This window comes from Mycoplana sp. ABR4_002, from assembly GCF_056159645.1.
Window position 1 is genome coordinate 3377516 of record NZ_JBSWVO010000001.1, and the last position, 13637, is coordinate 3391152.

Consider the following 13637-nt stretch of genomic DNA (forward strand, 5'->3'; position numbering starts at 1 on the left):
TGCATCCGATGAGCAAGCATATTTCTCCTTCCGAAGCGGCCAGCCTGATCCCCGACGGAGCCATCGTCACCGTGTCGTCATCGTCCGGGCTCGGTTGCCCGGACCTGATGCTGAAGGCGATCGGCGAGCGCTTCGATGCAACCGGTCACCCGCGGAACATCACCACCCTGCATCCGATCGCCGCCGGCGACATGAGCGGCATCAAGGGCGTGGACCACATCGCCAAGAAGGGGCTGCTGGCGAGGATTATCGGCGGCTCCTACCCATCGGGGCCGTCCTCGGCCGAGCCGCCGCAGATCTGGCAGATGGTGACCGGCAACGAGATCCCGGCCTACAACGTGCCCTCCGGCATCCTGTTCGATATCCACCGTGAAGCGGCCGCCAAGCGCCCCGGCGTGCTGACCAAGGTCGGCCTCGACACTTTCGTCGATCCCTCCCGGCAGGGCTGTGCGATGAACGACAAGGCGGCCGCCGAGCCGGTGGTCAAGAAGGTCGCCTTCGAGGGTGAAGAGTGGCTGTATTTCCCGGCAATCATCCCGCAGGTGGCGATCATCCGCGCCACCACCGCCGACGAGCGCGGCAATCTCAGCTACGAGCACGAGGGCGCCTATCTCGGCGGGCTCGATCAGGCGCTCGCCGCCCGCAACAACGGCGGCATCGTCATTGCCCAGGTCAAGCGCATCACCAAGGACGGCACGCTGCGCCCGCACGACGTGCGCGTGCCGGGCATGCTGGTCGACTACGTCGTCGTCGACCCCGACCAGAAGCAGACGACCCAGACGCTCTACGATCCGGCGATTTCCGGCGAACTGATCCGCCCGCTCGATACCTTCCGGGTACCCGAGTTCAACATCCAGAAGGTGATCGCCCGCCGCGTCGCGCAGGAGCTAGAGGCCGGCAGCTGCATCAATCTCGGCTTCGGCATCTCGGCCAACGTCCCGCGCATCCTGCTGGAGGAAGGTCTCCATGGCGATGTCACCTGGGTGATCGAGCAGGGTGCCGTCGGCGGCGTGCCACTGCTCGACTTCGCCTTCGGCTGCGCTTCGAATGCCGATGCCTACATGCCCTCCCCCTATCAGTTCACCTATTTCCAGGGCGCTGGCTTCGACGCGTCGCTGCTGTCGTTCCTCGAGATCGGCCGCGACGGCTCCGTCAATGTCTCCAAGCTCTCCTTCCGCCCCCATGTAACGGCCGGAGCCGGCGGTTTCGTCGACATCACCGCTCGGGCCAGAAAGATCGTCTTCTCCGGCATGTTCAATGCCGGCGCCAGGCTCGCCATCGAAGACGGACGGCTGGCGATCGAGAAGGAAGGCAAGCTGAAGAAGCTGGTCAACGAGGTCGAGCATGTCACCTTCTCGGGCCGCCGCGCCGTCGAACAGGGGCAGGACATCACCTATGTCACCGAGCGCTGCGTGATGAAGCTGACGCCTGGCGGCATCGTGCTGACCGAGATCGCGCCCGGCGTCGACCTGCAGAGCCACATTCTCGACCAATCGGAGTTCCCGCTGATCGTATCGGAAAACCTCAAGGTGATGGACCGTGCGCTCTTTGCCGATGCGCCGCTCGGGCTGACCCTGTCACGCAAGCCGGAGCGCAGGCTCGGGGAGAACGTTCATGGCTGAGTCGCGCATCAAGGTCGCCGTCGACGGCGCGATCGCGACGCTGACCGTCGCGCGGCCGGACAAGCTGAATGCCTTCGACATCGGCATGCTGAGGGAGCTTGCCGCCGCCTGCGACGCGATCGAGGCGAACGCCGCCATCCGCGTCGCCATCCTGACCGGGGCGGGAAAGGCCTTCTCCGCCGGCGGCGACATCAAGGCCTGGGCCGGCATGGAGCCGAACGAGTTCGGCCATGCCTGGGTGCGCTTCGGCCACCGCGTGTTCGAGCGACTGGCGAACCTGCGCATGCCGCTGATCGCCGCCGTCAACGGCCACGCGCTGGGCGGCGGACTGGAGCTTGCCGCCGCCGCCGACATTCGCATTGCCGAAATGCAGGTTATGATCGGCCTGCCGGAAGCGGGCCTTGGCATGGTCCCCGGCTGGTCGGGCACGCAGCGGCTGGTGAAGCGCTTTGGCGCGCAGGCGGTGCGGCGGATGCTTCTCGGCGGCGAAGTGCTGTCGGCGGCGGAGGCGCAGGCGCTAGGCATCGTCGACCAGGTCGTCGCGACCGGAACTGCGATGCAGGCGGCGAACGACTATGCGGCCCGGATCGCGGCCCGTGGCCCCGCCGCGACCGAAGTCTCGAAACTGATGATCGCCGTCGCCAACGGCGAGGACAATGGCAGCGCGGTCGAGGCTCTCGGCTCGATCCTCGTCGCCAAGACCGGGGACCTGAAGGAAGGCGTCGCCGCCTTTACGGGAAAGCGCCCCGCCGAGTTCAAGGGAGAATGGTAATGACAGTTACAGTAGAGCCGAAGGCGCTGACGGACTACAAGGTGCGCGAGTTCCGCATGCTGATCGACGGCGCATGGGTCGAGGCGGACCGCGGCAACACACTGGAACGCACCGCTCCGGGCCACGGGATCGTGGTGAGCCGCTATCAGGCTGGAACAGCGACCGACGCCGAACGCGCCATTGCCGCCGCCCGCCACGCTTTCGACTACGGCCGCTGGCCGCGCATGACCGGTGCCGAGCGCTCCAACATTCTTTTGAAGGCTGCCGACCTGATCGCCGCCCGCACCGACGAGCTGGCCCATCTCGATGCGCTCGAGGCCGGGAAGCCGATCAGCCAGGTGCGCGGCGAGATTGCCGGTGCCGTCGACATCTGGCGCTATGCCGCCGCGCTTGCCCGCGACCTGCACGGGGAGAGCTACAACACCTTGGGCGACGGCACGCTCGGCGTCGTCCTGCGCGAGGCGGTCGGCGTCGTCTCGATCATCACGCCGTGGAACTTTCCCTTCCTGATCGTCGGTCAGAAGCTGCCGTTCGCGCTGGCCGCCGGCTGCACCGCCGTGGTCAAGCCGTCGGAGCTTACCTCCGGCTCGACGATGGTGCTCGGCGAAATCCTGCTTGAGGCCGGCGTGCCGATCGGTGTGGTCAACATCCTCACCGGCACCGGCCCGGACGTCGGCGCGCCGCTGACGACGCATCCGGACGTCGACATGGTATCCTTCACCGGCTCGACCGGCGTCGGCCGGCTGACCATGGGCAACGCGGCGCAGACGCTGAAGAAGGTGTCGCTCGAGCTCGGCGGCAAGAACCCGCAGATCGTCTTCCCGGACGCCAACCTCGACGAGTTCATCGACGCCGCCGTGTTCGGTGCCTATTTCAACGCCGGCGAGTGCTGCAATGCCGGCTCGCGGCTGATCCTGCACCGCGACATCGCCGACGAGGTGACGGCGCGCGTCGCAGAGCTTTCGAAGTCGGTCAAGGTCGGCGACCCGCTCGACCCGACCACGCAGGTGGGTGCGATCATCACACCGGAGCACCTGCAGAAGATCGCCGGCTACGTGCTCGGGGCAGCCGGTAGCGGGGCAACCCTCGCCCACGGCGGGGATTCGCTGGATTTCGGCATCGGCCAGTACATGGCGCCGACCGTGTTGGCGCAGGTCACGCCGGACATGGCGGTGGCGCGCGAAGAGGTGTTCGGCCCGGTGCTGTCGGTCCTGACCTTCGATACCACCGAAGAGGCCATCCGCATCGCCAATTCCATCGATTACGGCCTGTCCGCCGGTGTCTGGAGTCGCGATTTCGACACCTGCCTGATGGTTGGACGGCGGGTGCGAGCCGGCACGGTCTGGATGAACACCTTCATGGACGGCGCGGCCGAACTGCCGTTCGGCGGCTACAAGCAGTCAGGCCTCGGTCGCGAACTCGGTCGTCATGCCGTGGAGGACTACACCGAAACGAAAACGCTCAACATGCACATCGGCGCCCGCACCAACTGGTGGATGCCCCAATGACCGCCCCCCTTCCGACAACTATTGCTGGCGGCGGCTGCGCCCCTTCAAGGGGTCGGAAAGCCCAGTTGTGGGGCCTGCAGCACGTGCAGGCCCGCCGGGTCTTCGCCGGCAATGCGCCGCAGCAGGATCGCGCCCATCGCCTCGCCCGTTGCGGTAAGGTCCTCGTAGATCGTCTCGACCTTTGGCTGGATCTGGGTCAGCAACCGCGAGGTCTGCTTGGCGACGATGTCATACTCGACACCGAGGCTGAGGCCGCGGTCGCTCATGCCGGTGATCGACGCCAGCGCCGAGACCTCGCCGGGACAGACGATCCCGTCCGGTGCGTCGGCCTGCGCCATGCGCCGGCGCATGTGATCGCGGATCTGGTCGGGCGGACTGTCGAGATCGATGGCTTCGAAGACCTCGAAGGCAATGCCTGCCTCGCGAACCGCGGTCATGAACCCGTGCAGCATGTGCTGCGAGAACGTCAGCCGCTTCGGCGGAGGAATGACCGCCACGGTACGGCGGCCCTTCGCAATCAGCCGCCGCACCGCCTCGTAGGCGAAGGTGTAGTTGTCGAAATCGACATAGGGATGCGGCGTGGTGAATTCGGTTCGTCCGTGCGTGACGAAGGGAAAGCCGTTTTCCAGCAGCAGCCGCACACGCGGATCGAACGGCTCGGTGCGCGAGAAGATCAGGCCGTCCGCCATGCCGTTGCGGATGATGTAATTGACCGCGTCGACGTTGCTGCCGCCGATGAAGTTCGGCGTGACGATGAGATGGTAGGGCGTCGCCTGCAGCGCGCGCGCCAGGCCGTGCATCAGCGACGTGCCGTAGCCAAGGATTTCCTCGTGCGGATCGAGCAGCACGGAGATGACGTTGGTGCGGCCGGTTTTCAGCCGCTGGGCGGCGCGATCCGGCAGATAGCCGATCTCGCTTGCCACCGCGTGCACGAGCTTGCGGGTCGCGGCCGAAATCTGCGGCGCGTTGCCGAGCGCCCGCGAGACGGTGGTCACGGCAAGACCGGTGATGTCGGCGATGGTCTTCAGCGTCGGCTTGCCGGTATGCGCGCCGGTCTTAGGCAACACGGGATCGGACAGCTTCTCGCGGCGTGGCACGGCGCTCTTCTTCGGTTCGGGGTGGCAATTTCGGCGGCACCTTACAAACTGGCCGGGTCCGAGGCAATCCTGCACTGCAAACGTTTTAAATGCGCATCGCGCACTGCACAACGGCGCTTTGATCGCCCGGAAACGTCCCTACCCGCTGAAATTTGCGGCGTTTCGCGGCTTGGCCGTCAAGGGCGGAGGTACGCTTGACTTACAGGAACTTATAACGTTTTAAATTGAGCCGACGGCTGTGGCCGTAGCCCAACGTCATCGCCGGAATTCCGGCGGCGGCCTGGTACGGCGGGAGGAGTACCCGCCAGGACAACTTGCAAACGGGAGGAATTCGATGCGCAAGTTCATGACGACGACCGCGATTGCCGCGGTGATGATGACCCTCGGCGGCGGCGTCTCCGCACGCGCTGAGGAGAACGTGGAAGTACTGCACTGGTGGACGTCCGGCGGCGAGGCGGCAGCGCTCGACGTGCTCAAGAAGGACCTCGAGTCCAAGGGCATCAGCTGGACCGACATGCCGGTCGCAGGCGGCGGCGGCACCGAGGCCATGACCGTGCTGCGTGCCCGCGTCACCGCCGGCAACGCGCCGACGGCCGTGCAGATGCTCGGCTTCGACATCCTCGACTGGGCCAAGGAAGGCGCGCTCGGCAACCTTGACGAGATCGCCGCCAAGGAAGGCTGGGACGAGGTCGTTCCCGGCGCCCTGCAGCAGTTCTCCAAGTATGACGGTCACTGGATCGCAGCGCCCGTGAACGTCCACTCCACCAACTGGGTGTGGATCAACAAGGCCGCGCTCGACAAGGCCGGCGGCAAGGAGCCGCAGAACTGGGACGAGTTGATCGCGTTGCTCGACAACTTCAAGGAGCAGGGCATCACCCCGGTCGCCCATGGCGGCCAGGCCTGGCAGGATGCGACGATCTTCGACGCTGTCGTGCTCTCGCTCGGCACCGACTTCTACAAGAAGGCCTTCGTCGACCTTGATGCCGAGACGCTCGGCAGCGACCAGATGAAGGAAGCCTTCGACCGCATGACGAAGCTGCGCTCCTACGTGGACGACAACTTCTCCGGCCGCGACTGGAACCTGGCTTCCGCCATGGTCATCGAGGACAAGGCCGGACTGCAGTTCATGGGCGACTGGGCCAAGGGCGAATTCCTGAAGGCCGGCAAGAAGCCGGGCACCGACTTCGTCTGCATGCGCTTCCCCGGCACCCAGGGCGCAGTCACCTTCAACTCCGACCAGTTCGCCATGTTCAAGGTCTCCGACGACAAGGTGCCGGCGCAGCTCGCCATGGCCTCGGCCATCGAGAGCCCGACCTTCCAGTCGGCCTTCAACGTGGTCAAGGGGTCGGTCCCGGCCCGCACCGACGTTCCGGACACGGACTTCGACGACTGCGGCAAGAAGGGCATCAAGGACCTGGCCGAGGCCAACTCCAACGGCTCGCTCTACGGCTCCATGGCGCACGGCCATGCCAACCCGGCTGCCGTCAAGAACGCGATCTACGACGTCGTGACCCGTCAGTTCAACGGCGAGATCTCCTCGGAGGAAGCCGTCGAGGAACTGGTCACGGCGGTCGAAGGCGCAAAGTAAGCAAGGCAGGGGCGGCCGCCTCCTCTCTGCCGACCGACGGCACCATCGTCCCGCTTGGGAGGAACCAGGTGCCGCATCGCCCAGCTTTCCTCTCCCCGCGCCTTGCGGGGAGAGGACCAGGGTGACGGGCAAGACGCCCTCTGAACCAGAACCGCACAAATACGGTGGTAACGATCATGGATAGCCGCAGCCGGCTGCAGGAGCTTTTGCCGAAGCTCGTGCTCGCCCCCAGCTTTCTCATAGTCCTGGTGTTCGTCTACGGCTTCATTGCCTACACGGGCCTACTGTCGCTGACGGGCAGCCGTATGCTGCCTTCCTACGACTTCGTCGGACTGCAGAACTACGTTCGCCTCTGGACGCTGCCACACTGGTGGCGGGCGATCAGCAACCTCGCAATCTTCGCCTCGCTCTACATCGTCATTTGCACCGTGATCGGGCTGGGGCTGGCGATTCTGCTGGATCAGCGCATCCGCATCGAGGGCCTGCTGCGCCCGATCTACCTCTATCCGATGGCGCTCTCCTTCATCGTCACCGGGACGGCCTGGAAGTGGTTCCTCGATCCCGGCATCGGCCTGGAGCACACCATGCACCTGTGGGGTTGGGAGAGCTTCTCCTTCAACTGGATCAAGGACCGCCACTTCGCGATCTACTGCGTCGTCATCGCCGCTGTCTGGCAGTCCTCCGGCTTCGTCATGGCGATGTTCCTGGCCGGCCTGCGCGGCGTCGACAACGAGATCATCAAGGCCGCCCAGATCGACGGGGCCTCGACCCCGACCGTCTACCGCCGCATCATCATTCCGCTGATGCGGCCGGTGTTCCTGTCCGCCTTCGTCGTGCTCGCGCACCTGGCGATCAAGGCCTACGACCTGATCATCGCGCTGACCGGCGGCGGCCCCGGACAGGCGACCGAGCTGCCGGCGACCTTCATGTATTCCTACACCTTCACCCGCAACCAGATGGGGATCGGCGCCTCGTCGGCAATCATCATGCTGGTGATGATCTTCTCGATCATCGTCCCCTATCTCTATTCCGAAATCCGTGGAGGCAAAGGCCGATGAGCGCAGCCAGCCCCGAAAACGTCATCAGCCACGGCCGCCTGACACGCGCGCTGATCTATACCGCGCTGATCATCTTCGCCATCTACTACCTGCTGCCGCTCTATGTGATGGTGGTCAACTCGCTGAAGCCGCTGGACGAGATCCGCCAGGGCGGGATGCTGAACCTGCCGCAGACCTGGACCATCGAGCCCTGGCTTTCGGCCTGGTCGACGGCACAGATCGGCGTGCAGCCGACCGGCCTGCGGCCGTTCTTCATCAATTCGATCCTGATGGTCGTGCCGGCGGTGGCGATCTCCACCATCCTCGGCGCGCTGAACGGCTACGTGCTGACCAAGTGGCAGTTCCGCGGTTCCAACATCTTCTTCGGCATGCTGCTCTTGTCCTGCTTCATTCCGTTCCAGATCGTGCTGATCCCGATGGCGCGCATGCTTGGCATCTTCGGCATCGCCGGCACCATCTGGGGGCTGATCCTCGTCCACGTGATCTACGGCATCGGCTTCACGACGCTCTACTTCCGCAACTACTACGAGGCGTTCCCGAGCGAACTGGTGCGGGCGGCCCAGATCGACGGCGCGGGCTTCTTCCAGATCTTCCGCCGCATCCTGCTGCCCTCCTCCGGACCGATCATCGTCGTCTCGGTGATCTGGCAGTTCACCAATATCTGGAACGACTTCCTCTTCGGCGCCTCCTTCTCCGGCCCCTACTCCACGCCGATGACGGTCGCGCTCAACAACCTCGTCTCGTCGTCCACCGGCGTGAAGGAATACAATGTCCACTTTGCGGGCGCGATCCTCGCCGCCCTGCCCACCCTCATCGTCTACATCGTCTCCGGCCGCTACTTCGTCCGTGGCCTGATGTCCGGTGCCGTGAAAGGATAACTGCAATGGCATTTCTCAAGATCAGCAATCTTCGCAAATCCTATGGCGCGCTGGAGATCCTGAAGGATATCAACCTGGAGATCGAGCAGGGCGGCTTCCTCGTGCTCGTCGGCCCGTCCGGCTGCGGCAAGTCCACCCTGCTCAACACCATCGCCGGGCTGGAGCCGATCACCGCCGGCGACATCGCCATCGACGGCCGTTCGGTCGCCGGACTGCACCCGTCCAAGCGCGACATCGCCATGGTGTTCCAGTCCTACGCGCTCTATCCCAACATGACGGTGGCCGGGAACATCGCCTTCGGCATGGAGATCCGCGGCGTACCGAAGGAGCAGCGCGACAAGGCGATCAACGAGGTCGCGGAAATGCTGCAGATCGACCATCTGCTCGACCGCAAGCCCGGCCAGCTGTCGGGCGGCCAGCGCCAGCGCGTCGCGATGGGCCGAGCGCTGGTACGCGACCCCAAGCTGTTCCTGTTCGACGAGCCCTTGTCCAACCTCGACGCCAAGCTGCGCGTCGACATGCGCACCGAGATCAAGCGCCTGCACCAGCGCATGGGCACGACCATCGTCTACGTCACCCACGACCAGATCGAGGCGATGACGCTCGCCACCAAGATCGCCGTCCTGCGCGACGGCATCCTGCAGCAGTTCGGCACGCCGGCCGAGATCTACAACAACCCGGCCAACATCTTCGTCGCCGATTTCATGGGATCGCCGGCGATGAACCTCCTGTCCGGCCGGATCGAGCGCGACGGCAGTGCACTGGCGGTTTCGCTGGCCCGCACCGAGGCCGAACCCTTGCGGCTCGCCGTCCCCAACGCGCCCGGGGCCCTGGCCGGCTACCACGGCAAGGAGATCGTCTTCGGCATCCGCCCGGAGGCGTTGACCGACCTCGACGGAGCCGACCGCAATGCGAGAACGCTGGCGGAAGGTGACTGCCTGATCGAGGTCGTGGAACCGGCGGGTGCGGATACCTTCGCCGTCACCAACCTCGGCGGCAAGGAGATCGTCGCCCGCCTGCGCGCCGACGCGCCCATCTCCGCCGGGCAGAAGACGCGGCTTGCCTTCAACCTCGACAAGGCCTGCTTCTTCGATCCCGAAAGCGAGCGGCGCATTGCCTGAGGCGACCTGATGAGCGTGCAACCCGACATCGTCGTCATCGGCTCCGGCATCGGCGGCGCCACGGTCGCCGCCGGCCTTGCGCCGGCGGGCGCCAGCATCCTGATCCTCGAGGCCGGCGGCCACATCGAGGACCGGCCGGAGAACCGCGACCAGCGCGCGATCTTTCAGCGCGGTCATTTCCGCCCGAAGGAGACCTGGTACGAGGCCGGCGGCACGGGCTTCAACCCCGGCAACTACTACAATGTCGGCGGCAATTCGAAGTTCTACGGCGCGGTGCTTTTGCGCTACCGGCGCGAGGACTTCCTGGAAATGCGTCATCGCGACGGCGTCTCGCCGGCCTGGCCGTTCCCCTACGAGGAACTGGAACCCTGGTACACGGCGGCGGAGCGGCTCTACCAGGTCCGTGGCAGCCTCGGCGAGGACCCGACCGAACCTGTGCACTCCGCCCCCTATCCCTTCCCGCCGGTCCCCGACGAGCCGGCAATCGCGGCCGTGCGCCAGCGGCTCAAGGCCGCCGGGATGCACCCATCCGCGCTGCCGCTCGGCGTCGACATCGAACGCTGGCTGAAGAAGGGCAAGACGCCGTGGGACGCCCATCCCAACGCGGACGACGGCAAGATGGACGCCGAGAGCGCCGCCCTTGCCGAGGCATTGCGGCATCCGAACGTCACGCTCCAGACCGGCAGCCGGGTGACGAGGTTGGAGACGGCCGCGGACGGGCGGGCGATCACCGCCCTCCGCTACACGCGAAACGGCGAGGAGCACAGCCTCGCGCCGAAGCTGGTGATCCTCTCGGCCGGCGCGGTGCAGTCCGCCGCACTTCTGCTGCGCTCGGCCAACGAGGCCAACCCGCGCGGGCTCGCCAATTCGTCCGACCAGGTCGGCCGCAACTTCATGAACCATAACTCCAGCGCGGTGATCGCCCTTTCGCCGTTCTATCGCAACACCTCGACCTACCAGAAGACCTTCGGTTTCAACGATTTCTACCTCTCCGACGGCAATGGCGGGCCGCCGCTCGGCAACGTCCAGCTGCTCGGCCGCGTCTCCGGCAAGATCCTCAAGGCCAGTATGCCGATGGTGCCCGAATGGCTGCTGCAGCGCGTCTCCGAACACGCAATCGACTTCTACACCGTCAGCGAGGACCTGCCGCATCCCGAAAGCCGCATCATGGTCGACGGTGACCGGATCGTGCTGAAATGGACCCGGACCAATTGGCAGGCGCACCTCGGTCTGGTGGCAAAGCTCAAGGCCGTGCTGAAGCAAGCAGGCTTTCCGATCGTGCTGTCGCGCGCCTTCGACAAGCGCACGCCCTCGCACCAGTGCGGCACCGTGCGCATCGGCACCGATCCGGCAACCGCCCCGCTTGATATCCACTGCCGCGCCCACGACCACCCCAATCTCTTCGTCGTCGACGCCGCCTTCCTGCCGACCTCGGCCGCGGTGAACCCGGCACTGACGGTCGCCGCGCAGGCGCTGCGCGTGGCCGACCACATCCGCACGCGGGAGCTTGCAGCATGACGACACCGTCCCGTCCCCTCGCCATCGTCACCGGCGGTCGCCGCGGCATCGGTCTCGGCATCGCCAGCGCACTGGCCGCCGAGGGCTTCGACCTTGCCGTGACCGGCATCGGCGATACCGACGCCAGCACCGATGCGATGCGCCACGAGCTCGCCCGCCTTGGCGCGCAGGCCCTGTACCTGAAGGCCGACCTCGCCGACGTGGACGGTCACGCGGCGACCGTCGACGCCGTCATGGGCGCCTTCGGCCGCATCGACTGCCTCGTCAACAATGCCGGCATCGCCTCGCGGGTGCGCGGCGATTTCCTCGAGCTGACGCCGGAAAACTTCGACGCGATCGTCGCCACCAATCTGCGCGGCACCGTGTTCTTCACGCAGGCCGTGCTGCGGGCAATGACCGCGGCTCCGGCCGCCGTGCCGCGGACGGTCGTCAACATCACCTCGGTCTCGGCCGCCCTGGCCTCGCCCGAGCGGCTAGACTATTGCATGACCAAGGCTGGCCTTGCCGCCTTCAGCCGGGGGTTGGCGCTGCGGCTGGCGGAGACCGGCATTTCGGTCTTCGAGGTGCGCCCGGGCATCATCCGCTCCGACATGACCGCCGGAGTCTCGGCCAAGTACGACACCCTGATCGCCGGCGGCCTCGTGCCAATGAAGCGCTGGGGCGAGCCGGGCGACATCGGCGCGGCCGTCGCCGCGCTCGCCTCCGGCCGTTTCGCCTTCGCCACCGGCTCGGTGATCGACCTGGACGGCGGTCTGTCGATCGGGCGGCTTTAGGCGATCCCGCTGATGACAAATTCTTGAGGACACGTGCATGACCTACGACTACATCATCACCGGTGCCGGGCCTGCCGGATGCGTGCTCGCCAGCCGCCTCTCCGAGGACCCCGGCGTGCGCGTGCTGCTGCTGGAGGCCGGCGGCGGCGACTGGAACCCGCTGTTCCATATGCCGGCAGGCTTCGCCAAGATGACGAAGGGCGTCGCCAGCTGGGGCTGGGAGACGGTGCCGCAGAAGCACATGAACGGGCGTGTGCTGCGCTATACCCAGGCGAAGGTCATGGGTGGCGGCTCCTCGATCAACGCCCAGCTCTACACCCGCGGCAACGCCGTCGACTACGACCTGTGGGCCAGCGAGGACGGCTGCGAGGGCTGGGACTACCGCTCGGTGCTGCCCTATTTCAAGCGCGCGGAAGACAACCAGCGCTTTGCCGACGACTACCATTCCTATGGCGGCCCGCTCGGCGTTTCCATGCCGGTCTCCGGCCTGCCGATCTGCGATGCCTATATCCGCGCCGGGCAGGAACTCGGCATCCCCTACAACCACGACTTCAACGGCAGCCAGCAGGCCGGGGTCGGCTTCTACCAGCTGACCCAGCGCAACCGCCGCCGCTCGTCGGCCTCGCTTGCCTATCTCTCGCCGGTGAAGGACCGACGCAACCTGACGATCCGCACCGGGGCCCGCGTCGCCCGCATCGTTCTGGAGGGCACCCGCGCCGTCGGCGTCGAGGTCGTGACGTCGCGCGGCACGGAGACCATCCGAGCCGAGCGCGAGGTGCTGGTGTCCTCCGGCGCGATCGGCTCGCCGAAGTTGCTGTTGCAGTCGGGCATCGGCCCGGCCGACCACCTCGCCTCGGTCGGCGTCGCGGTTCGGCACGACCTGCCAGGCGTCGGCTCCAACCTGCAGGACCACCTCGACCTGTTCGTCATTTGCGAATGCACCGGCGACCACACCTACGACAACGTGGCAAAGCTGCACCGCACGCTCTGGGCCGGCCTGCAATACGTGCTGTTCCGAACCGGCCCGGTCGCCTCCTCGCTCTTCGAGACGGGCGGGTTCTGGTATGCCGACCCCGACGCCCGCTCGCCCGACATCCAGTTCCACCTCGGCCTCGGCTCCGGCATCGAGGCGGGCGTGGAGCGGCTGAAGAACGCCGGCGTCACGCTGAACTCTGCCTATCTGCACCCGCGTTCGCGCGGCACCGTGCGGCTGTCCGCCGCCGATCCCGCCGCAGCCCCGCTGATCGATCCGAACTACTGGGAGGATCCGCACGACCGCAAGATGTCGATCGAGGGGCTGAAGATCGCGCGCGAGATCATGAGCCAGGCAGCGCTGAAGCCCTATGTCATGGCCGAGCGGCTGCCGGGGCCGAAATGCCAGAGCGAGGCGGACCTGTTCGAATACGGTTGCGCCAACGCCAAGACCGACCACCACCCGGTCGGCACCTGCCGGATGGGCACCGGCCCGGACGCCGTGGTCGGGCCGGACCTGAAGGTGCGCGGCCTTGACGGGCTGCGTGTGTGCGACTCCTCGGTCATGCCGCGCGTGCCCTCTTGCAACACCAACGCCCCGACGATCATGGTCGGCGAAAAGGGCGCGGACATCATCCGCGAACTGCCGCCGCTGCCGCCGCAGGTGTTCGCCCACGAGCGCAACGATGCAAGGCCGCGCGCCCGCGCCGGCATCCGATAGGAGACGAGC

11 protein-coding genes are annotated in these 13637 nt (G+C 66.4%); 10 read left to right on the plus strand and 1 reads right to left on the minus strand.

The annotated features are described in order from the left end of the window. Nucleotides 1–8 precede the first annotated feature (8 nt). Genes ACXAGF_RS16085 through ACXAGF_RS16095 form a run of 3 tightly spaced genes read left to right on the plus strand, consistent with a single transcriptional unit; the run spans nucleotide 9 to nucleotide 3902 of the window. Nucleotides 9–1622 carry an acyl CoA:acetate/3-ketoacid CoA transferase gene (locus tag ACXAGF_RS16085; RefSeq protein ID WP_475018384.1) on the plus strand — a complete coding sequence of 538 codons (1614 nt, stop codon included), beginning with the start codon at nucleotides 9–11 and terminating at the stop codon, nucleotides 1620–1622. Beyond that, on the plus strand, nucleotides 1615–2394 hold the full coding sequence (locus ACXAGF_RS16090; protein ID WP_475018385.1) for an enoyl-CoA hydratase/isomerase family protein: 780 nt from the start codon (nucleotides 1615–1617) through the stop codon (nucleotides 2392–2394). The genes ACXAGF_RS16085 and ACXAGF_RS16090 overlap by 8 nt, the downstream gene beginning before the upstream one ends. Then, nucleotides 2394–3902 (plus strand): aldehyde dehydrogenase family protein, encoded by a 1509-nt coding sequence (locus ACXAGF_RS16095; protein ID WP_475018386.1) that lies wholly within the window; start codon nucleotides 2394–2396, stop codon nucleotides 3900–3902. Before ACXAGF_RS16090 ends, ACXAGF_RS16095 begins: the two co-directional genes overlap by 1 nt. A 44-nt stretch (nucleotides 3903–3946) precedes the next feature. Here the strand turns inward: ACXAGF_RS16095 and ACXAGF_RS16100 are convergent, their stop codons facing one another. Continuing rightward, complete coding sequence (locus tag ACXAGF_RS16100; protein WP_475018387.1) at nucleotides 3947–4999, minus strand: LacI family transcriptional regulator; 1053 nt, start codon at nucleotides 4997–4999, stop codon at nucleotides 3947–3949. 373 nt (nucleotides 5000–5372) lie between these two features. On the opposite strand from ACXAGF_RS16100, the gene ACXAGF_RS16105 reads away from it, so the two are divergent. The 7 genes from ACXAGF_RS16105 to ACXAGF_RS16135 all read left to right on the plus strand — a co-directional run bounded on the left by ACXAGF_RS16105 (nucleotide 5373) and on the right by ACXAGF_RS16135 (nucleotide 13628). Next, nucleotides 5373–6587, plus strand: a complete 1215-nt coding sequence (locus ACXAGF_RS16105) for an ABC transporter substrate-binding protein (RefSeq protein ID WP_475019324.1) — start codon at nucleotides 5373–5375, stop codon at nucleotides 6585–6587. Nucleotides 6588–6763: 176 nt separating this feature from the next. Next, a complete protein-coding gene (locus ACXAGF_RS16110; protein ID WP_475018388.1) occupies nucleotides 6764–7645 on the plus strand; it encodes a carbohydrate ABC transporter permease in 882 nt (293 codons plus the stop codon). Then, complete coding sequence (locus tag ACXAGF_RS16115) at nucleotides 7642–8523, plus strand: carbohydrate ABC transporter permease (RefSeq protein ID WP_475018389.1); 882 nt, start codon at nucleotides 7642–7644, stop codon at nucleotides 8521–8523. The genes ACXAGF_RS16110 and ACXAGF_RS16115 overlap by 4 nt, the downstream gene beginning before the upstream one ends. Before the next feature lie 5 nt (nucleotides 8524–8528). Then, nucleotides 8529–9644 carry an ABC transporter ATP-binding protein gene (locus ACXAGF_RS16120; RefSeq protein ID WP_475018390.1) on the plus strand — a complete coding sequence of 372 codons (1116 nt, stop codon included), beginning with the start codon at nucleotides 8529–8531 and terminating at the stop codon, nucleotides 9642–9644. Nucleotides 9645–9653: 9 nt separating this feature from the next. Further along, entirely contained in the window at nucleotides 9654–11162 is a 1509-nt protein-coding gene (locus ACXAGF_RS16125) for a GMC oxidoreductase (protein WP_475018391.1), read from the plus strand. Continuing rightward, complete coding sequence (locus ACXAGF_RS16130) at nucleotides 11159–11935, plus strand: 3-ketoacyl-ACP reductase (protein ID WP_475018392.1); 777 nt, start codon at nucleotides 11159–11161, stop codon at nucleotides 11933–11935. The genes ACXAGF_RS16125 and ACXAGF_RS16130 overlap by 4 nt, the downstream gene beginning before the upstream one ends. A gap of 37 nt (nucleotides 11936–11972) precedes the next feature. Continuing rightward, nucleotides 11973–13628, plus strand: coding sequence for a GMC family oxidoreductase (locus ACXAGF_RS16135; RefSeq protein WP_475018393.1), 1656 nt, complete (start codon nucleotides 11973–11975; stop codon nucleotides 13626–13628). Nucleotides 13629–13637 lie beyond the last annotated feature (9 nt).

Bases quoted from the DNA above. Each gene is read 5' to 3' on its own strand.
- ACXAGF_RS16095 (WP_475018386.1), top strand. From the start codon at position 2,394: ATGACAGTTACAGTAGAGCCGAAGGCGCTGACGGACTACAAGGTGCGC.
- ACXAGF_RS16115 (WP_475018389.1), top strand. From the start codon at position 7,642: ATGAGCGCAGCCAGCCCCGAAAACGTCATCAGCCACGGCCGCCTGACA.
- ACXAGF_RS16085 (WP_475018384.1), top strand. From the start codon at position 9: ATGAGCAAGCATATTTCTCCTTCCGAAGCGGCCAGCCTGATCCCCGAC.
- ACXAGF_RS16090 (WP_475018385.1), top strand. From the start codon at position 1,615: ATGGCTGAGTCGCGCATCAAGGTCGCCGTCGACGGCGCGATCGCGACG.
- ACXAGF_RS16135 (WP_475018393.1), top strand. From the start codon at position 11,973: ATGACCTACGACTACATCATCACCGGTGCCGGGCCTGCCGGATGCGTG.
- ACXAGF_RS16130 (WP_475018392.1), top strand. From the start codon at position 11,159: ATGACGACACCGTCCCGTCCCCTCGCCATCGTCACCGGCGGTCGCCGC.
- ACXAGF_RS16105 (WP_475019324.1), top strand. From the start codon at position 5,373: ATGATGACCCTCGGCGGCGGCGTCTCCGCACGCGCTGAGGAGAACGTG.
- ACXAGF_RS16125 (WP_475018391.1), top strand. From the start codon at position 9,654: ATGAGCGTGCAACCCGACATCGTCGTCATCGGCTCCGGCATCGGCGGC.
- ACXAGF_RS16120 (WP_475018390.1), top strand. From the start codon at position 8,529: ATGGCATTTCTCAAGATCAGCAATCTTCGCAAATCCTATGGCGCGCTG.
- ACXAGF_RS16110 (WP_475018388.1), top strand. From the start codon at position 6,764: ATGGATAGCCGCAGCCGGCTGCAGGAGCTTTTGCCGAAGCTCGTGCTC.